The sequence below is a fragment of the Pseudodesulfovibrio alkaliphilus genome (assembly GCF_009729555.1).
GTDB lineage: Bacteria > Desulfobacterota > Desulfovibrionia > Desulfovibrionales > Desulfovibrionaceae > Pseudodesulfovibrio > Pseudodesulfovibrio alkaliphilus.
On record NZ_WODC01000005.1, the window covers coordinates 87848 to 105317 of the forward strand.

The following is a 17470-nucleotide window of genomic DNA, read 5'->3' on the forward strand; positions in this document are numbered from 1 at the left end:
CTGCTTCGGCCGGGGAGCGCCTTACCCAGCCATGATAGACATTCTCGACAGACTGAGTGCGCTCCTGGCGAAATGCCTGACCGCACTGGCCGGAATCCTTCTCGTGACCATGGTCGCCCTGGCCTGCGCCAACATGATCTCACGCGCCGTGTGGGTGCCCATCCAGGGCACCTTCGAGCTGATGGGCTTCATGGGTGCGGTGGTGGCCGCCTTTTCCCTGGCCTTTGCCCAGCGTCAGCGCTCGCATGTGGCTGTGGGCATCCTGCTGTCCCGTTTTCCCCGGTCCGTGCGCCGGGCTGCCGAGGCAGGCACCAGTCTCGCTTCCTGCGCCTTCTTCGCCCTGGCGGGCGTCGAGACCTGGAAATGGGCCGCCTTTCTCGTGGAAACGGGCGAGGTCTCCGAGACGCTGACCATCATCTTCCACCCCTTTGTCTACGCCTCGGCCCTGGGCTGTCTGGCCCTGACCTTTGTTCTGGCGGTGGATGCGCTCAAAACCCTGACATCCGAAACGGTGGAGTAATGGACCCGATCACCGCAGGCATCGTCGGCACAGCCGCCTTGTTGGCCGCAATATTCTTCCTGCGCATCCCGGTCGGTTTCGCCATGGGCATCATCGGCTTTCTTGGGTTTGCCTACGTTCTCAACTGGAAGGCCGCCACCGGAATGCTCGGCACCGAGCTGTGGGACGTGTTCTCCAACTACGGATTGACGGTCATCCCCCTCTTCATCCTCATGGGCCAGATATGTTTCTACTCCGGGGTCAATGAGCGGCTCTACCGCTCGGCCTACGCCTGGATGGGCGAGATTCGCGGCGGCCTGGCCATGACCACGGTTCTGGCCTGTGCCGGGTTTTCGGCCATCTGCGGGTCCAATTCGGCCACCGCGGCCACCATGTCCACCGTGGCTCTGCCCGAGATGAAAAAATTCAAGTACAATCCGATCCTCTCCACCGGAGCTGTGGCGGCCGGAGCCACGCTGGGCGTGGTCATCCCGCCCTCGGTGGTGCTGATCATCATCGGACTCCAGACCAGCCAGTCCATTGCCCAGCTATTTCTTGGCGGCATGGTTCCGGGCATCCTGCTGACCCTGCTGTTCATGGCCACCATCTGGTATCTGTGCCGCAGGCATCCGCAGTGGGGTCCGGCCGGGCCCAAGACGACCCTGGGCGACAAGCTGCGCTCCCTGCCAGGGTCCATCGAGATGGTGGTCATTTTTCTGCTGGTCATGGGCGGGCTGTTCCTGGGGCTGTTCACGCCCACCGAGGCCGGCGCGGCTGGGGCGGGGCTGGCCCTGCTCCTGGCCACGGCCACGCGGCGCATGACCTTCGAGAAGTTCCGCATGGCGGTCACCGATACGCTCAAGATTTCCTGCATGATCATGGTCATCGTCCTGGGCGCGGTCATCTTCGGCCGGTTTCTGACCATTACGCGCATGCCTTTCGAGGCTGCGGCCTGGGTGGCCGGACTGCCCATCCCTCCCCTGGTCATCATCGCCGTCATCTGTTTAATTTATGTGGTGGGCGGCATGGTTATGGACGCCCTGGCCCTGTTGCTGGTGACCATCCCCATTTTTTTCCCTGTGGTCACGGCCATGGGCTATGACCCTCTCTGGTTCGGGGTGCTCATCACCGTGGTCACCAGCCTGGGGGCCATCACCCCGCCCGTGGGGGTGAACATGTTCATCGTGGCCTCCATGGCCAAGAACGTGCCCATGGCTGCGGTCTTCAAGGGGGTGAGCTATTTCATGGTCGCCTACTGCGTGTGCATCGCCCTGCTCATGGCCTTTCCCCAGCTTGTGACCTTTGCGCCGGGGCTGCTGCGATAGCTGCCACTCCTCCTTGCCAATGACAGGGCAGGGCGACTATGATGGGGTATGTCGAACTCCCTTGCCCGACGTTTGAGCAAATGGACGTTCCTTGTCCTGCCGTGGGTTCTGGCCATCGCCCTGGGGGCTGGCTGGTGGCTTTCGGTCTGGACGCCGGGCTACCTGGAGCGGCTCATCCCGGCGCTTGTCCGGGATATGGGTCTGCCGGTGGACGAGTTCCACATCCGCAACGCCGGGTTGTTTTCCGCCGACATAGGCCCCGTGACCCTGACGGCGCCTTCGGGCGATCCGGCCGACGGGCTGCGCATCGAGAGTGTGCGTATCACCTACACCCCGGCCTCTCTCAAGCTGAGGCGCGTCAACAGCGTGGTCATTCGGGGAGCATCCACGGCCTGCGTTTTTGACGGTTCCCGGCTCCGCCTCCCGCTCCTCGACCTGCTGCCCGCGGCCCAAGGGCAGGAGCAGCCCGGCGGGCAATCCCTGCCCGATCTGCCCCTTGACCAACTGGTCATCGAGGATTCCCTCCTGACCCTGCATCTGGCGGACACGCATTTGTCCATTCCCTTTTCCGCCACACTGACCCTGCCGCAGGACGGGGCCGAGACCATGGGCGTGACAGCTTCCCTGCGGCTGCGCGACCAGCCGGTGGCCGTAAACGCCAGCCTGGGCCCGACCCTCAACGACCTGACCCTGTCCGTGCTGACCCGGGGGTTTCGGTTGGCCAGCCTGGGCGACCTGCTTCCCCTGGCCGTGGGCGGCGAGCTTGATCTCGACCTGACAGCCTCGCTGGACACCGCAAGCCCACGGGAGGCCAGGGTCACGGTCTCGGCCGCGCTGCAACGGGCCAACCTCGACTGCCTGGGTATGACTCTGGCCGAGGCCCATCCCCTGGGTCTTGATGTCCAGCTGGACCGGGGCAATGCCACGGCGCAGTTTGCCCCGGTGACCCTGTCCGGGCCGCATCCGCTGACCCTGCATGTGCCCCGGGCCACTTTGAGCGCGGACAGCGTTGATGCCGCCTTTACCCTGGCCTCGGCCGAGACTCTTCCCGCCGGGACGGTCATCCCCGGTACCTTTGAGGCCCGGCGCGAAGGCGACGGCTGGGCCGTGGCCCTGACCATGGAGGAAACCGGGGCGTTGCGCGTGGCGGCGGGAGACCGCGTCGTCCGGCTGGCCGGGCTGTTCCTGTCCCTGCACGGCAGAGTGTCGCCGTCGACCCCTGACGCGCCGTTGTCCGCCATGGCGGTGCTGGAGGCGCGGACTCGCTCCTGCGTCCTGCAGGGGGCGGATTTTTCCACCGGATCGATCTCGTTGCGGCTGCCCCTGTCCTGGCCCCCGCCCCGCCGTCACGACGCGGGACGCCTGGCCGTGAGCGGGGTTCGCGCCGACGGGCGGAACATCGGGGCCATAAGCGCGAGTGTGCGCCAGGAGTTGTTGGGCGTCAGGTTCAGCGGTCGCCTGGACACGCCGCTGTTGCCCGGATTGCGCGTTCCCTTTGCCGGGGTCGCCTCCTTTGGCGAGGGTTCCGGTGCGTTGGAATTTTCGGTGGACCGCTATGATCTGCCCGTGGGTTTCGATCCCGGCTCGTTGGTGCCTGCCCTTGCCGGAGTTGCCGTGAGCGGAGCCCTGGCCGTCGAGGGAGGAGTGGTCTTTGACAGTGCCAGGGTGAACACCCGGCTTGGGCTTTTCGTCACTGACGGAGCCATGTCCTTTGGCAACGAGGAGGAGGGCGGGGTGCGCCTTGAAGGCATCCGCCTCTTTTTCGAGTCCCCGGATGTCATTGCTTTTCGCAGTGCGCCCGCCCAGGTCTTGACCATCGACAGGGTTCGGGCCGCTGGCATTGAAATGACCGGGGGAGTGATCGCCTTTCAACTGGAGCCGGGCGGCGTGACCCTGGTGGAACGCGCCCGCTTCGAGTGGTGCGGCGGTCATGTGGAAAGCCGGGCCTTTCGCGTGGTGCCGGGGCGCGACGAATACGATGTGACCCTGCAATGCACGGGGCTTCGTCTGTCGGACCTTCTGGGTCAGCTCGGGCTGGCCAGGGCGCGGGGCGACTCCACCTTGAGCGGGGAGTTGCCCGTTACCTGGCGCAGGGGGCTTATCTCCTTTCATCAGGGCTTTTTGCACTCAACGCCTGGAGAGGGCGGGTTTATTCAGGTGGAGGGGCTGGATGATCTCGTGACCGCCATTCCCGAGGGCACCGCGGAACGCTCCCAGCTGGAGCTGGCCCGGGCTGCCCTGGGCGACTTTGAATACAGGTGGATACGGCTGCGGGCCGACACCATTGACCGCGACCTGCTTGTGCGCCTCTCCCTGGACGGAAAGCCCGCGGACCTGCTCCCCTTTGTCTACCGCAAGGACATCGGCGGTTTTGTCAAGGTCGAGGGGGACATAGGCGGCTCGCATTTCCAGGGGGTGCGCCTGGACGTGAACTTCACCTTACCGCTGGACCGTATTATGCTGTATAAGGACGTTATCGGACGCATACAATAAGGGGATACGCATGAAACAAGGATTCGCCATCATGGCCGCCGCCCTGCTGCTCGCGCCGCTTGGCTGCGGCTCGACCCACAAGGTGGAGGTGGCCCCGGTGGAGGTCAAACCCATCCACATCACCATTGATGTCAACGTCAGGGTGGACAGGGCGCTGGACGACTTCTTCTCGGACATCGACCAAAAGAAATCGCAGACGGAGGCCCCCAATGCGAACTAAAGGACAGATCATCGCCGCGGCGGCCCTGGCTTTCTGCCTGCTGACCGGCCCGGCCCTGGCCCAGGGGATCAAGGAGAGAATGCTTGAGCGCCTGCCTGCCGTCACCTCCCTGCTGGCCGAAGGCGTGGTGGGGGAAAACAACCGGGGATTCCTCGAGTTCCGCGGGCCGGAGAAGCATGCGGAAGTGGTCGGCGCGGAGAATGCGGACCGCACCCAGGTTTACGCCGCCATTGCCCGCCAGACCGGCTCTTCGGCCGATCTGGTGGGCCAGCGCAGGGCCGACCATATAGCCCGGCAGGCTCCGGCGGGAACATGGCTTCAGGACCCGTCCGGCACCTGGTACCGCAAGTAGACGGATACGACCGGCGGCCGTGCCTCCACACGCCGCCGGTTCACTCCCATGCCGCGCACGCAGATTGTCACTGTCACCCCCGCCGAGTCGGGCCAGAAACTGCTCCAGTTTCTGGAGCGCAGACTTGGCGGCGTGGTGCCCCGCTCGGCGGTCCAGCGATGGATACGCAAGGGACAGGTGCGTGTGGACAAGGGGAGGGCCAAGCCCTTTGACCGCGTTGCCGTCGGTCAGGCAGTGCGTATCCCTCCCTATGCAGGGGAAAGCGGGGAGCCTGCCCCTTTGGCAGGCCCCCTGACGATCGTGCATAAGGACGACCGACTCCTGGCCATAGCCAAGCCCGCAGGGCTGGCCGTGCATGGCGGGGACGGCATCGACGACTCCGTGGCCGCGAGGTTGGCCGCCTCCTTTGCCGATGCCGACTTCGCGCCCACCCTGGCCCATCGCCTGGACCGCGACACCTCGGGGCTGCTCCTGGCCGCCCGGACTTACGAGACCCTGCGCGAGCTCAACGAGCGCTTCGCCTCCGGCCGGGTGGACAAGCTTTATCTGGCCTGGGTGCTGGGGCGCTGGCCCGAGCCGGACAAGACCCTGCTCGAAGACCGGCTGGAGAAGTGCGGCGAAGCTGGCAGCGAAAAAGTGCGGACAGGCTCGGGCAAGGTGGCCCTGGCCGAGGCGGTCTGCCTTGTCAGGGGCGAGGTGCGCAGCTTGCTGGCCGTGCGTCTTTTTACCGGCCGCACCCACCAGATACGGGTCCAGCTGGCCTCACGGGGCCATCCCGTGGCCGGGGACGGCAAGTATGGTCCGTCCGGTCAGCGTACGGACCTGCGGTTGCACTGCTTTGCCCTGCGTCCAGGCGAGCCGACCCTGACCCTGCCCCCGCCCTGGTCCGGCCCCTGGGCCGTGACCGGGGAGGCCATGACCGCGGCCCTTGCGCTCCTCGACAGCGAGCGGCAGCCGGTGTCTTTCAGATAATGGGCTGCCTGACGGTTCGCTCCCCGGACTCCCGGCTTGCGGGCGGAAGGCAAACACGCTATAGAGATACTCTAGACTTCTCCGAGGAGGTGGCCATGCGGCGCACCGTTTCGCTATGTGTCCTGCTGGGGTTGGTGGTGGCTGTCATGCTGATGCCTGGCTGCACGGTCTACGACGTGGCCGTGGAGGAGCGCAATCTGGGCGATTGGACCAGCGACAAGAACATCAGCTACGCCATTGAGCGGGCATATCTCAACGACGAACTGGTCAGGTATCTGGATTTTGACGCCTTCTGCTATGAGGGGCAGGTTTTTGTGGTGGGCCAGTACGAGAGCCGCGACCAGGTCAAGCGGGCCGTGTCCATCGCCGAAGGGACCAAGGGGGTGCGTTCCGTGACCACCTATGTCATGCCCAAGAAGACCCGCGACGATTGCGGCACCACCGACAACCTCGGTATCTACACCCAGGTCAAGCAGAGGTTGGTGACAGACACGAGTATCTGGTCCACAAATATCGACATCAAGACCATGCAGTGCCACATCATCCTGCTGGGAATCGTCGGCTCTGCCACAGAACGCGATGCGGCCATTGCCCACGCCCGTTCCGTGGAGGGCGTACGCGGGGTGGAGTCGTTCCTCATGGTCAGGTAGCGAGGTTTGCCATGGCCGACACGCCTTATGCCGTCCACGCGTCGGGCCCTGCCCGCTCTGCCCAAAGGGCATTGACGGCCCCTTTGGCCGCGCTCCTGCTCGGGGGGCTGCTCCTGGCCGGATGCGCCACCACGGGCGCACCACCGCCCGGCGCGACGCCAGCGGCCACGGTCCAGCGCCCGGCTTCGGACAAGGCCGCGGCGGTCATCCGCACGGCCCGCTCTCTGGTGGGTGCGCCGTATGCCTGGGGCGGCGCTTCGCCGTCCACCGGCTTCGACTGCTCGGGGTTGGTCTGGTACGCCTATCATCAAAACGGCGTCACCCTGCCCAGGGTTTCCTGGCAGCAGTTCGGTGCGGGCGACCCGGTGGCCTCTCACGATCTGCTTCCGGGGGATTTGATCTTTCACCGCATGAAATCCAAGGACAAGTCCCTGCATGTGGGCATTGTCACCGACCGGGGCACCTTTATCCACGCCCCCAGTTCCGGCAAACGGGTCATGGAGTCCATCCTCCTCGACGACTTCTGGCGCAAGCATTTCATCGGCGCCCGCCGCGTGTTCTGAGGCGGGGGTCTCGGGGACGCGTCGCAAGAAGGCCGGGTTGTCACGCCCGGCCTCCGTCAATTTCCAGGGATTGTCTGACTCCGATCACCCGGCGGGTGGCCGGGCCGCGTCACCGCCCGCCCTTGCGGCCGGTACCGGGGGCGGCGATGTCGAACTCGCTGTGTACCAGGGTCGACATGGTGATCTCGCGCCAGATGTCGTTGATGGTCCGCTTGATCTCGGTTCTGCGGCGGATGTAGTGGGTGTGCAGCAGTTCTTCGGCGAGGTGCGAGAGGGGCTGGCCCAGGAACTCCTTGTAGAGCCGCTGCACCTGCGGATTGGCGTGTGACTGGCGTCGCGGCGTTTGCCTGTCGATCTCGTAGATGGCGTCGCGTCGCTTGCGGGCGTTGGGCTGGTAGTGTTTCTTGCTGCGCAGGTGCCCGCCGCCGTCCACGCAGCCGCCGGGGCAGGCCATGACCTCGATGAAGTCGAAGTCCGTCCGTCCCGCCAGCACGTCCTCGACCATGGCCCGCACTCCCTTGAGTCCGTGGCACATGGCCACCTTGACCTGCCCGATGTCGCCTCCCAGGTCGATGGTGGCGGTGCGGACCGACTCGAAGCCGCGCAAGTCCTCGACCTCTATGTGTTCCAGCTCGCGTCCGTTGACCACGCTGTACATGGTGCGTACCGCCGCCTCCATGACCCCTCCAGTGGTGCCGAAGATGGCTCCCGCGCCTGAGTATTCCGACATGTAGGGGTTGTCGAAGCCTGAGGGTTCAAGGGCCGCGAGGTCGATGCCCTCGCGCTTGAGCAGCCGGGCGAACTCGCGTGTGGTCAGGACCACATCCACGTCGCGCACGCCTTTCTGGCGGAACATCTTGCGCTGGGCCTCGTCCTTTTTGGCCGTGCAGGGCATGATGGAGATGACGCGCAGACGGCTGGGGTCAAGCCCCATCTTCTCGGGCAGATAGGTCTTGGCCAGAGCCCCGAAGCATTGCTGGGGCGATTTGGTGGACGAGACATAGGGCAGGATGTCCGGGTAGAGCTTTTCCGCGAAGTTGACCCAGGCCGGGCAGCAGGAGGTGAAGGTCGGGCGTCTGCCTTCCTTGAGCCTGCCGAGCAGCTCGTGTCCTTCCTCCATGATCACCAGATCGGCGGCGAAGTTGGTATCCAGGACCACATCCGCGCCAAGGGTGCGCAGGGCGGTGATGATGTGTCCTTCGACATTGGTTCCGGGCGGAAGCCCGAACTCCTCGCCAAAGCCCACGCGCAAGGCGGGGGCGAACTGGAAGACCGTGATCACGTCGGGGTCGTCGAGAAAGTCGATGACCGTCTCGGTCTCGTCGCGTTCGGCCAGCGCCCCGGTGGGGCAGACCAGGATGCACTGGCCGCAGGCAACGCAATCGGACGCGCCCTGGCTCAAGTTGTTGCGCATTCCGATGTTCGCTTGCAGGCTGGTGCCGGTGAAGACCAGGGCGTCCACCCCCTGCTCGCGGCGGCAGACCTCAACGCAGCGCAGACAGCGGATACATTTGCCCATGTCGCGGATCATGGCCGGGGAGGTTTCGTCCCTGGGACGGCTGCTTGTCCAGTCCGGGCGGGTGTGGCGGGATTGGCGCAGGCCGACGAACTGGGCCACATCCTGCAACTCGCAGTCTCCGTGGCGGATGCAGGTGGCGCAGTCCTGGTCATGGTCGGCCAGGATCAGCTCCACCTGGAGCCGTTGCATCTCGCGCACCTGACTGGTGCGGGTGCGTACGGTCATGCCTGCTTCCATGGGCGTGTTGCAGGCCGTGACAATGACCGGGGCCTGTGCGCCCAGCCGGGTGATCTCCACCAGACAGACGCGGCATGTGCCGGGCGTGTGGTCGATGTCGGCAAGCTCGCACAGGGTGGGAATGAAATGGCCGCTGCGCCGCGCCGCCTCCAGGATGGTATCGCTCTCCCGAAAGCTGACGGGGGTGCCGTTGATGGTCGCCTGCCCGGTCATTTGCCCTTTTTCTTGCATGGTTTCTTGCATGGTGGTTCTTGTCGGTTGCAGGTGAAGGAGGGGTGCCTACAGGGCCGAATCCGGGACGGGCGATTCGGTGATAACGGAGTAGATGCGGTAGCAGCGCAGGCAGCGGTTGGCCTCTTCGTATGCCTCCTCGGTGCTGATGGGCTTTTCCACTTCGTCGAAGAGCCGCTTGCGCACCTCGGGGTCCAGCTCTTTGACCTGGACGCGGTACTTGTTTTCCACCGGGGCCTCGAAGGTGTCGTCGGACAGGGCGCGAAAGTCGGCGATGATGCGGCGCATCCGGCTTCTGGGGAAGAAGCGCACCCTGCCGTAGTGGAGAAAATCGTCGATGGAGCGGGACGCCTTGAGCCCGTTGGCCATGGCCTTGATCAGGGTGGACGGACCCAGATAGCAGTCTCCCCCGGCAAAGACTCCGGGCCGCGAGGTGGCCAAGGTGGTGTCGTTGGCGTTGAGGAATCCCCGCTTGCCGAAGCGGACGCCGTCGGACGGGGCGATGGAGTTTTCATCCACCTGTTGCCCGATGGCGGCGATAAGCTCGTCGCAGGCGAGGGTCTGCGTCGAGTCCGGGCATGCCGCCACGCTGCGCCGTCCGTTGGCGTCCGTCTCTCCCTGGACCATGGAGACCAGTTCCACGCCAGTGACCCGTCCGTCCTTGGAGACGATGCGGCTCGGGCTGGTCAGGAAGTGAAAGACCACGCCTTCCTCGCGGGCGGCCTCGATCTCCTCGGCATCCGCAGGCATGTCGGCCTTGGCGCGGCGGTAGACCACGTGGACCTCGTCGGCCCCCATGCGCAGGGCCGAGCGGGCACAGTCCATGGCCACGTTGCCGCCGCCCACGACCACCACCACGCCGCCGACGGTCATGCAGCCGTTGCCCTGGAGACATTCGTGCGCCTTGAGCAGAAAATCTATGCCGGTTTGCAGGCCGACAAGGTTCGGGTCTTCGCCCTGCACCTCGAGGAGGCGGCCCTTGTCGCAGCCCAGGCCGAGGAACACGGCCTTGAAGCCCTGGGTCATGAGATCGTCCACCGTGAAATCCCGGCCGAGCCGGGCGTTGTAGTGGATGCGTCCGCCCAGGCGTCCGATGATCTCCGCCTCGCTGCGCAGGACCTCCTTGGGCAGACGGTAGCTGGGAATGCCCCTGGCGGCCATGCCGCCCGGCTCGTCCCTGGCCTCAAAGACCTCCACCGGGTAGCCCCTGAGCAGGAGATGGTAGGCGCAGGAGAGCCCGGCGGGGCCAGCCCCCACCACCGCGACCCTGAGGTGCGCGGGCTGGTGCGAGCGGACCATCTCCGGCGAGAACCACTGCCGGGAGATGTCGCGCTCCAGGTCGGCCACATAGCGCTTGAGCACCTTGATGCCCACGGCCTCGTCCACAAGGTTGCGGCGACACGCCTGCTCGCAGTAGCGTACGCAGACGCGGCCGCAGGTGGCGGCCATGGGATATTTCTGGAGGATGACGCCCAGGGAGTGGGAGGGCTTGCCGTCCTTGATGTAGTCGATGTAGCGGGGCACGTTGACTTTGGCGGGGCATGCCTCGATGCAGGGTGCGGTGACGTAGTGCATGGCGTACTGGGGCGACTTGCCCTGGCTGCCTCCGCCGGGGACGATCATCTCCCGGAAGTGGTCCAGGGCGCTGAGGAGCGGGGTCATGCAGCTTTGTCCCAGGCCGCACAGGGAGGTCTGGCCGACATGCCGGGCCAGTTGCTCGGTCTCGTCCAGCAGATCGGCGTCGAACCCGTCCCGGTGCAGGGCCGCCAGCCGTTCGCGTACAAGGCTCGTGCCCATGCGGCAGGGCGTACATTTTCCGCACGATTCCTCGGCCGCCTTGGCCGCATAGTTCAGCAGCGCCTCGAGCAGGTCCACTCCGGGCTCGAAGACGAAGAATCCCCGGTCGCCCAGAAATGCCTTGATCACGTTCCCTTCGTTGAAGTGGTCGAACCCGGCCAGTTCAGGCAGCGGCGCCACCTCGAAAATGTCCATGCCCCGATTGTCATAGACCTTGCCGTCCCATACTCCGTAAATGACGCTCGCCATGCTTTCCTTCCGTCGGTCCATGCAAAGGGTTCTGTCGACATCCGATCCGGGGGGAGGAGCCATCCGCCAGCCCGGTCAAAAGGCCATGGGAAAACCTACCCGCTTCCACGGGGAAAGACAAGCCGATGCGGCGAATAGAGGAGTCCGTGGGGCTACGTGGCGGAGTCTCCAAGTTCGGGAAAGGGGCTGATGACCCTGCCCAACACCCCCTGGACCTTGGAGATGGCCACCCCGTAATTGGTCACGGGCAGACCCCGGCGCTCGCACTCGGCCATGCGCCGCAGCATCTCGGTGCGGTTCAGCATACAGGCCCCGCAGTGGATCACAAGGCTGAAACGCTCCAGATCGTCGGGAAAGTCGTGCCCCGCATAGACCTCAAAGCGCAGATCGCGGCCAGTGTACTGGGATATCCAGCGCGGGATCTTGACCCTTCCGATGTCGTCGGCCACGTTGTGGTGCGAGCATGCCTCGCCGATGAGCACGGTGTCGCCGTCCTTGAGGGAGTCGATGGCGTCCGCGCCCCGGACAAGACGCCGCAGGTCTCCCTTGTGGCGGGCGAAGAGGGTCGAGAAGGTGGTCAGGGGAATGTCCTCGGGCACGTCCGCGGCCACGCTCATGACCACCTGGGAGTCGGTGATCACCAGGGCGGGCCTGCGGCCCATTCCGGCCAGCACGGCCTCTATCTCGCGCTCCTTGACGGTCACGGCCACGGCGTCGGAATCAAGGAGGTCGCGCAGCACCTGAACCTGAGGCAGGATCAGGCGGCCCTTGGGGGCGGCCAGATCGATGGGTACCACGCAGACCACCCAGTCGCCTTCGCTGACGAGGTCGCCCACCAGTCTGCGCTCCTGGCGGAACTCCAGGGGCGCGGCGTCGATGATCGCCTGCTTGAGGGCGTCCACGCCGGAGCCGTTTTGGGCGCTGACCACGAGGCAGGGAGCGCCCTCGGCCCGGACAGCGGCCAGTTCCTCGGACGAGGGGGTTCGCAGGTCCGATTTGTTGAAGGCCACAATGATGGGGATGGACAACCCCCGGATCGTCTCGATGATGCCCCGTTCGTGGTCGGTGACGCCTTCCTCGCCCACGACCACCACCGCCACATCGGAGCGGTTGAGCACCTTGCGGGTTGCGCTCATGCGCAGTTGGCCAAGCTCGCCCGTGTCGTCGAGCCCGGCGGTGTCGTGAAAAGTCACCGGGCCAAGGGGCAGCAGCTCGTAGTGCTTGGCCACCGGGTCTGTGGTGGTACCCGGCGTGTCCGAGACGATGGCCGTCATCTGGCCGGTGAGGGCGTTAATCAGCGATGATTTGCCCGCGTTGCGCCGTCCGGCCAGGGCGATGGCCAGCCGCACACCGCGTGGTGCCTTGTTGGACATGGTTGCTCCTTGGGGAGAACCCCATTGAGGATGACGGGATGAATCCGGTGGCGAGAATCGACCTCCGGGCCTCGGCAAGGGGATCATCAATGGCGTCGGCGTTCTTGCCCGGATAGATGGTGTAGTCTCCCCGGTGGTCGGCCGGCGTCATGGACGGCATGAGCACGTTGCACCCTCGGGCCAGGGCCAGGGCGCGGCTTGAGGGGTCCAGGGCGTCCAGTGCCGTGGTGGCCGGAATGTTGGCCTCTGGGTTGAGGGTGCGCAGCAGGGCTGTCATGCGATGGGAGAGGGCTACATGGCCTGGAGGCGAAGCAGCCAGCGGCGTGTCGGGATTTGGCACAAAGGGGCCCACCGCGATCATCTCAAGGCCGAGGTCCGTGAGCAGGAGGATGTCGCGAGCCGCGTCGAGAAGGGTGGCACCGGGCAGCCCGGCAATGACCCCGGAGCCGACCTCGTAGCCCATCTGGCGCATGGCCTCGACCCGCCGAAGCCTCGCGGAAAAATCCTCGCCCTGGCGCAGCCGCTTGTAGAGGCGCGGGTTGGAGGTCTCCACCTTGATCAGGCAGCGGTCCGCCCCGCAGTCGCGCCAGAAGGCGTATTCGTCTATGCCCCGGTCCCCCAGGGAGAGAGTCACGGCCACGCTGTGGCTGGCCTTGATTTGGCGGATAAGGTCGCCGATCAGGGCGGTGTCGTAGCCCGTGTCGTCCCCGGACTGAAGGACCACGGTGCCCGCCCCGTCCGACGCGGCCGCGCAGGCCGTGTCGAGAATCTCCGGGGCGCTCATGCGGTAGCGCCTCAGTTTCGCATTGGGAGCGCGCAGGCCGCAGTAATGGCATTTCTTGTTGCAGACATTGGAGAATTCCACCACGGCCCGGATGAAGACCTCGTCGCCGAACACCCGGCGGTGGGTCAGGGCGGCGTCCGCAAACAGGGCCAGGTCGTCGGATCCGTTGAGCAGGGCGAGGATGTCGTGGGTGTTCATGGTTGTCCCTGGGGTGAAAAGCGTTGGTTGCAGGGAGTGAGGCTTGGAGAGCGGGCCGCTTGCATGGCCCGGACGCATTCGTTGACCAGCCGGAATGCGGCCACCTCCTCGGGCGAGGCGTGGCTCGGGGGTTTACCTGTTTCGGCCCAGTCGAGCAGGGCGGGCACGTCGGCATGGACCATGCCCCAGAATCCCTGGGGCGCATGGCATCCGGCATGGGCGTACTGGCCGAAGACGATGGTGTCGTCGATGACCAGCATGGGCAGACAGGGCAGCCTGCGGGCGGGATGGACCGCCACCCTGCCCGGATTGCGGGCCGCCAGCTCGCTGACAAAGGCGTGGGATGCGGCCACCTCGTCCTCAGTGGCCTGCCTTGAGATGCCAAAGCGCATGGCGTCGAGAAAGGGCCGGACCCAGGACTCGGGACATCCGGGCTCCAGGGCGATGATGTCCAGCCGTTCAAAGTGCGGCCGGGCCAGGGCCGCATCCAGCCCCTGACGGTGGGGCTGGGAACGGGCAAAGGCCCCGTACACCGCCGCGTGAAGGATTATCCTCCGTTGCGCGGACGCGAACAGGCCGGGCGTGTCCAGAGTCGCTATGTCGGCCACGAGCCTCATGGGATGGTCACTCCGTCGAAGTCTCCGGGGGTGAAGCCGAGCTTGCACAGCCGGTTTGGCGAGAGAAGCCGGTCCAGGGCCTCGGGCGTGGCCAGCCCGTCGAGCACGGCCTGGTCCCGGACGCTGCGCCCGCTGTCTCTGGCGTCGGACAGAAGCTGCTGCACCCGCTCGTAGCCCAGGGCCGGAACAAGCACCGTTGCCAGGGCGCCGCTTTTTTCGGCCAGTTGGCGGCAGCGCTCCCTCCCGGCCTCAATGCCGTTCACGCATCTGGTGGCGAGACCTTGGCAGGAGTTGGTCAACAGGGTCAGGGATTCGAGGATGGTGTGGGCCACAAGGGGCATCAGCTGGTTGAGTTCGAGCTGGCCCATGCCTGCGGCCAGGGCGATGGTCTGGTCGTTGGCCATGACCCGCAGGGATGCCTGGGTCACGGCCTCGGGCATGACCGGATTGATCTTGCCCGCCATGATGGAGGAACCGGCCTGGAGCGCGGGCAGACGCAGTTCTCCCAGCCCGGCCTCGGGTCCGCTGGCCAGCAGACGCAGGTCCGAAGCGATCTTCATCAGGTTGGCGGCGCATGCCTTGAGCATGCCCGAGGTCTCGACAAATACGTCCATGTTCTGGGTGGCGTCCACCAGATTCTCGGCGCGGGACACCGGCAGCCCTGTGATGTCCGCCAGGTGCCCGGTCACGGCCAGGATGTAGTCGCGGGGGGCGCCAAGGCCCGTGCCGATGGCCGTGCCGCCCAGGTTGACCCGCTTGAGCCGCTCGCGACACTTGAAGACACGCCAGCGGTCCCGGGCCACAGCGTCGGCAAAGGCTCCGAAGGTCATGCCCAGCGTCATGGGCACGGCGTCCATCAGCTCGGTGCGGCCCGGCTTGATCACGTCGCGAAGCTCGGCCTCCTTGGCCTGGAGCGACTCCTGCAGGCCGGACACAGCCACCTCCAGGTCCGCGAGCATGGTCAGGACAGCCACTCTGAGGGCGGTGGGGTACACGTCGTTGGTGGACTGGTGCAGATTCACGTGGCGCAGGGGGTCCACCAGGGCCCATTGACCACGGGTTCCGCCCAGCAGCTCGGCCGCCCGGCTGGCGAGGACCTCGTTGAGGTTCATGTTGGTGGAGGTTCCGGCTCCGCCCTGGAAGGCGTCCACCACCACTTGGTCGTGCAGGAAGCCTGAGACCATTTCGGCGCAGGCGTTTTCAATGGCCCGGCCACGCTCCCCGGACAGATGTCCGAGGAGCGCGTTGGTCCTGGCGCAGGCCCGCTTGACCTGGGCCAGGGCCCGGATCAGGGCGGGGTGCAGGCGATAGCCGGAGAGGGGGAAGTTGCGCACGGCCCGCAGGGTGTGGATGCCGTAGTAGGCGTCGCTCGGCACGGCCAACTCGCCCAGGGCGTCGCGTTCGGTGCGGGTCGTTTGCTTGAAGTCGGTCATGTGCTGCCTGCGCCCTTGCCGGGAGGTTACAGATACAGATCCCTTTCGCCCGCTTCCATGCGCGTCAGTCGTTCGACGAGCAGACGCTTGCGGTCCGGGTCGGGATAGGTGTCGATTTCATGTTTGATGAGGGCTTCGCCCACCTTCTTCGTCTCTTCCGAGGCATAGTCCTCGAGGTATTCCTTGAAGGTCAGCAGGCCGTTTGGCAGACAGAATTTCTGGATGAATCCTGTCTTGGCCAGTTCCATGAAGTGCTCGCCGGTTCGGCCAAGCCGGTAGCACGCCGTACACCATGACGGCACGTAGCCGTGTTCTCCGGCAATGGAGCGGATGACCTCGTCCAGGCTGCGGCTGTCGCCGATACAGAATTGCTGCACGTCGGGCCGGTCGTATTCGGGGTCGCTGTAGGCGCCAGGGTAGGTGCGCGAGCCGCCCGAGAGCTGGGAAACCCCCATCTCCACCAGTTCCTTGCGCAGGGCCGCGTTCTCGCGGGTGGTCAGGATCAGTCCGGTGTAGGGCACGGCCAGCCGCAGCACGGCAACGATCTTCTTGAACTCGTGGTCCGAGGTCGGATACGGCGGGTTGTAGGCGATGTCCGCGTTTTGAGCCGGTTCCAGCCTGGGAAACGAGATGGTGTGCGGCCCGACCCCCCAATCCAGCTCCAGTCGGTGGGCGTGATGGAGCAGCCCGAGAACCTCGAAGATCGGGTCGTAGAGGCCGAAAAGCGCCCCCATGCCCACGTCGTCGATGCCCGCCTCCTGGGCGCGGTGCATGGCGTGCAGCCGCCACAGAAAGTCCTTCTTGCGCCCGGCGACGTGAAGCTTTTCGTAGGTGGGGCGGTGGTAGGTCTCCTGAAAACACTGATAGGTCCCGATGCCCACCTCGTGCAGCGTACGGAAGCCTTCCACGTCCAGCGGCGCACAGTTGACGTTGACCCGGCGGATTTCGCCGCTCTTGGCCGAGGTCACGGAGTACACGTCGCGAACGGTCTGGGCGATCCAGTCCGCCCCGAACCTTGGATGCTCGCCGTAGACCAGAAGCAGGCGTTTGTGGCCCTGGTCCTCAAGCACCGTGACCTCCTTGCGGATCTCCTCTGACGAGAGGGTGCGCCGTTCAAGGTCGTCGTTCTTGGCGTTGAAGCCGCAGTAAGCACATTGGTTCCCGCATTCGTTGGTGATGTACAGGGGGGCGAAGACCACCAGGCGGTTGCCGTAGATGCCTTTTTTGACCTCCCTGGCCGTCTCGAAAATGGCCGTGTCCAGATCGCGGTTACGGTTGCCCAGCAGGGCCGCGGCCTCGTCCGGGTCGAGCCCCTGCCGCTCGCGGGCCTTGGCGAGTATTTCTCGGATCAGGCCGGGAGCCGGGTTCGTCGCCTTTTCCATTTCGGCGCGGATAGTCTTTTCGTCGATGAAATTGACAAGCCCGTCGCTTGTGCTGGCGTTGTTTTTCATGCCGTCGCTCCTTATGTCAGACCAATAGTGACTTGACTTGGACCCCGTCAAGCATGCCGAGCTTGCCGGCGAGGGCCCCCACTTCGTCGGTGGTCGCTTCGAAAATCAGGCCGATGATGTTCACCCCCCGGTCGCGAAAGGGCAGCCCCATGCGGCCGAGGACCATGTCGCCATGCTCGCTCAAGACCGCGTTGACCTTGGCGGCTGCCCTGTCCCTGTCCTTGATGATGATGCCGATGATGCCGATGCGTTTTTGCATGTGCACTCTCCGATGTTGGAGGTTTCCAGCCGAAACGATGAGAGCCCGGGTGGTGCTCCCGGGCTCTCTGCATACGGAGAAGGGTAAGGAGGGTCTGGACGGTCCCCTGCCTGCATGCGGACAGGGCCAGACTTCTCCACCCTGGGGTTCAGGCAAACCCTTCCCGCAGGCAGATTCTCCGGTTGGAGGTGTTCTGGCAAAGAGCATTACGCTCTATTTGGATACGAATCAAGAAATAATTATACTAA

The 17470-nt window shown here is 65.3% G+C and carries 16 protein-coding genes; 8 read left to right on the forward strand and 8 right to left on the reverse strand.

Annotated features, from left to right (window positions below; all coding sequences use genetic code 11):
• The first annotated feature begins 31 nt into the window (after positions 1-31).
• From GKC30_RS08920 to GKC30_RS08955, 8 genes are all read left to right on the forward strand, one after another.
• The gene (locus tag GKC30_RS08920) at positions 32-520 is read left to right on the forward strand and encodes a TRAP transporter small permease (protein WP_155934234.1); all 489 of its coding nucleotides are present in this window, start codon (positions 32-34) and stop codon (positions 518-520) included.
• Positions 520-1824, forward strand: a complete 1305-nt coding sequence (locus tag GKC30_RS08925) for a TRAP transporter large permease (RefSeq protein WP_155934236.1) — start codon at positions 520-522, stop codon at positions 1822-1824. Before GKC30_RS08920 ends, GKC30_RS08925 begins: the two co-directional genes overlap by 1 nt.
• A gap of 48 nt (positions 1825-1872) precedes the next feature.
• On the forward strand, positions 1873-4317 hold the full coding sequence (locus GKC30_RS08930) for an intermembrane phospholipid transport protein YdbH family protein (RefSeq protein ID WP_155934238.1): 2445 nt from the start codon (positions 1873-1875) through the stop codon (positions 4315-4317).
• Positions 4318-4327: 10 nt separating this feature from the next.
• A complete protein-coding gene (locus GKC30_RS08935) occupies positions 4328-4537 on the forward strand; it encodes a hypothetical protein (protein ID WP_155934240.1) in 210 nt (69 codons plus the stop codon).
• A complete protein-coding gene (locus GKC30_RS08940) occupies positions 4527-4889 on the forward strand; it encodes a YdbL family probable chaperone protein (protein ID WP_155934242.1) in 363 nt (120 codons plus the stop codon). Before GKC30_RS08935 ends, GKC30_RS08940 begins: the two co-directional genes overlap by 11 nt.
• Before the next feature lie 48 nt (positions 4890-4937).
• A complete protein-coding gene (locus tag GKC30_RS08945) occupies positions 4938-5861 on the forward strand; it encodes an RluA family pseudouridine synthase (RefSeq protein ID WP_155934244.1) in 924 nt (307 codons plus the stop codon).
• A gap of 95 nt (positions 5862-5956) precedes the next feature.
• Positions 5957-6511 (forward strand): BON domain-containing protein, encoded by a 555-nt coding sequence (locus GKC30_RS08950; RefSeq protein ID WP_155934246.1) that lies wholly within the window; start codon positions 5957-5959, stop codon positions 6509-6511.
• Between the two features lie 11 nt (positions 6512-6522).
• Positions 6523-7074 (forward strand): C40 family peptidase, encoded by a 552-nt coding sequence (locus GKC30_RS08955; protein WP_155934248.1) that lies wholly within the window; start codon positions 6523-6525, stop codon positions 7072-7074.
• A gap of 109 nt (positions 7075-7183) precedes the next feature.
• Here the strand turns inward: GKC30_RS08955 and GKC30_RS08960 are convergent, their stop codons facing one another.
• The 8 genes from GKC30_RS08960 to GKC30_RS08995 form a co-directional block, all read right to left on the reverse strand.
• Positions 7184-9061 (reverse strand): [FeFe] hydrogenase, group A, encoded by a 1878-nt coding sequence (locus GKC30_RS08960; protein ID WP_231117104.1) that lies wholly within the window; start codon positions 9059-9061, stop codon positions 7184-7186.
• 48 nt (positions 9062-9109) lie between these two features.
• On the reverse strand, positions 9110-11107 hold the full coding sequence (locus GKC30_RS08965) for an FAD-dependent oxidoreductase (protein ID WP_155934250.1): 1998 nt from the start codon (positions 11105-11107) through the stop codon (positions 9110-9112).
• Positions 11108-11259: 152 nt separating this feature from the next.
• Complete coding sequence (gene hydF, locus GKC30_RS08970; protein ID WP_155934252.1) at positions 11260-12480, reverse strand: [FeFe] hydrogenase H-cluster maturation GTPase HydF; 1221 nt, start codon at positions 12478-12480, stop codon at positions 11260-11262.
• On the reverse strand, positions 12398-13462 hold the full coding sequence (locus GKC30_RS08975; RefSeq protein WP_155934254.1) for a biotin synthase BioB: 1065 nt from the start codon (positions 13460-13462) through the stop codon (positions 12398-12400). The genes hydF and GKC30_RS08975 overlap by 83 nt, the downstream gene beginning before the upstream one ends.
• On the reverse strand, positions 13459-14079 hold the full coding sequence (locus tag GKC30_RS08980; RefSeq protein ID WP_155934256.1) for a hypothetical protein: 621 nt from the start codon (positions 14077-14079) through the stop codon (positions 13459-13461). Before GKC30_RS08980 ends, GKC30_RS08975 begins: the two co-directional genes overlap by 4 nt.
• Positions 14076-15512 (reverse strand): aspartate ammonia-lyase, encoded by a 1437-nt coding sequence (locus GKC30_RS08985; protein ID WP_155934258.1) that lies wholly within the window; start codon positions 15510-15512, stop codon positions 14076-14078. Before GKC30_RS08985 ends, GKC30_RS08980 begins: the two co-directional genes overlap by 4 nt.
• Positions 15513-15538: 26 nt before the next feature.
• A complete protein-coding gene (gene hydG / locus GKC30_RS08990) occupies positions 15539-16963 on the reverse strand; it encodes a [FeFe] hydrogenase H-cluster radical SAM maturase HydG (protein WP_155934259.1) in 1425 nt (474 codons plus the stop codon).
• 16 nt (positions 16964-16979) lie between these two features.
• A complete protein-coding gene (locus GKC30_RS08995; RefSeq protein ID WP_155934261.1) occupies positions 16980-17222 on the reverse strand; it encodes a TM1266 family iron-only hydrogenase system putative regulator in 243 nt (80 codons plus the stop codon).
• Positions 17223-17470: the final 248 nt, after the last annotated feature.

Excerpts from the sequence above, each read along its gene's own strand:
- GKC30_RS08965 (WP_155934250.1), bottom strand. The coding sequence starts at position 11,107 with ATGGCGAGCGTCATTTACGGAGTATGGGACGGCAAGGTCTATGACAAT.
- GKC30_RS08960 (WP_231117104.1), bottom strand. The coding sequence starts at position 9,061 with ATGCAAGAAAAAGGGCAAATGACCGGGCAGGCGACCATCAACGGCACC.
- GKC30_RS08995 (WP_155934261.1), bottom strand. The coding sequence starts at position 17,222 with ATGCAAAAACGCATCGGCATCATCGGCATCATCATCAAGGACAGGGAC.
- GKC30_RS08930 (WP_155934238.1), top strand. The coding sequence starts at position 1,873 with ATGTCGAACTCCCTTGCCCGACGTTTGAGCAAATGGACGTTCCTTGTC.
- hydF (WP_155934252.1), bottom strand. The coding sequence starts at position 12,480 with ATGTCCAACAAGGCACCACGCGGTGTGCGGCTGGCCATCGCCCTGGCC.
- GKC30_RS08925 (WP_155934236.1), top strand. The coding sequence starts at position 520 with ATGGACCCGATCACCGCAGGCATCGTCGGCACAGCCGCCTTGTTGGCC.
- hydG (WP_155934259.1), bottom strand. The coding sequence starts at position 16,963 with ATGAAAAACAACGCCAGCACAAGCGACGGGCTTGTCAATTTCATCGAC.
- GKC30_RS08985 (WP_155934258.1), bottom strand. The coding sequence starts at position 15,512 with ATGACCGACTTCAAGCAAACGACCCGCACCGAACGCGACGCCCTGGGC.
- GKC30_RS08955 (WP_155934248.1), top strand. The coding sequence starts at position 6,523 with ATGGCCGACACGCCTTATGCCGTCCACGCGTCGGGCCCTGCCCGCTCT.
- GKC30_RS08920 (WP_155934234.1), top strand. The coding sequence starts at position 32 with ATGATAGACATTCTCGACAGACTGAGTGCGCTCCTGGCGAAATGCCTG.
- GKC30_RS08935 (WP_155934240.1), top strand. The coding sequence starts at position 4,328 with ATGAAACAAGGATTCGCCATCATGGCCGCCGCCCTGCTGCTCGCGCCG.
- GKC30_RS08975 (WP_155934254.1), bottom strand. The coding sequence starts at position 13,462 with ATGAACACCCACGACATCCTCGCCCTGCTCAACGGATCCGACGACCTG.
- GKC30_RS08980 (WP_155934256.1), bottom strand. The coding sequence starts at position 14,079 with ATGAGGCTCGTGGCCGACATAGCGACTCTGGACACGCCCGGCCTGTTC.
- GKC30_RS08950 (WP_155934246.1), top strand. The coding sequence starts at position 5,957 with ATGCGGCGCACCGTTTCGCTATGTGTCCTGCTGGGGTTGGTGGTGGCT.
- GKC30_RS08940 (WP_155934242.1), top strand. The coding sequence starts at position 4,527 with ATGCGAACTAAAGGACAGATCATCGCCGCGGCGGCCCTGGCTTTCTGC.
- GKC30_RS08945 (WP_155934244.1), top strand. The coding sequence starts at position 4,938 with ATGCCGCGCACGCAGATTGTCACTGTCACCCCCGCCGAGTCGGGCCAG.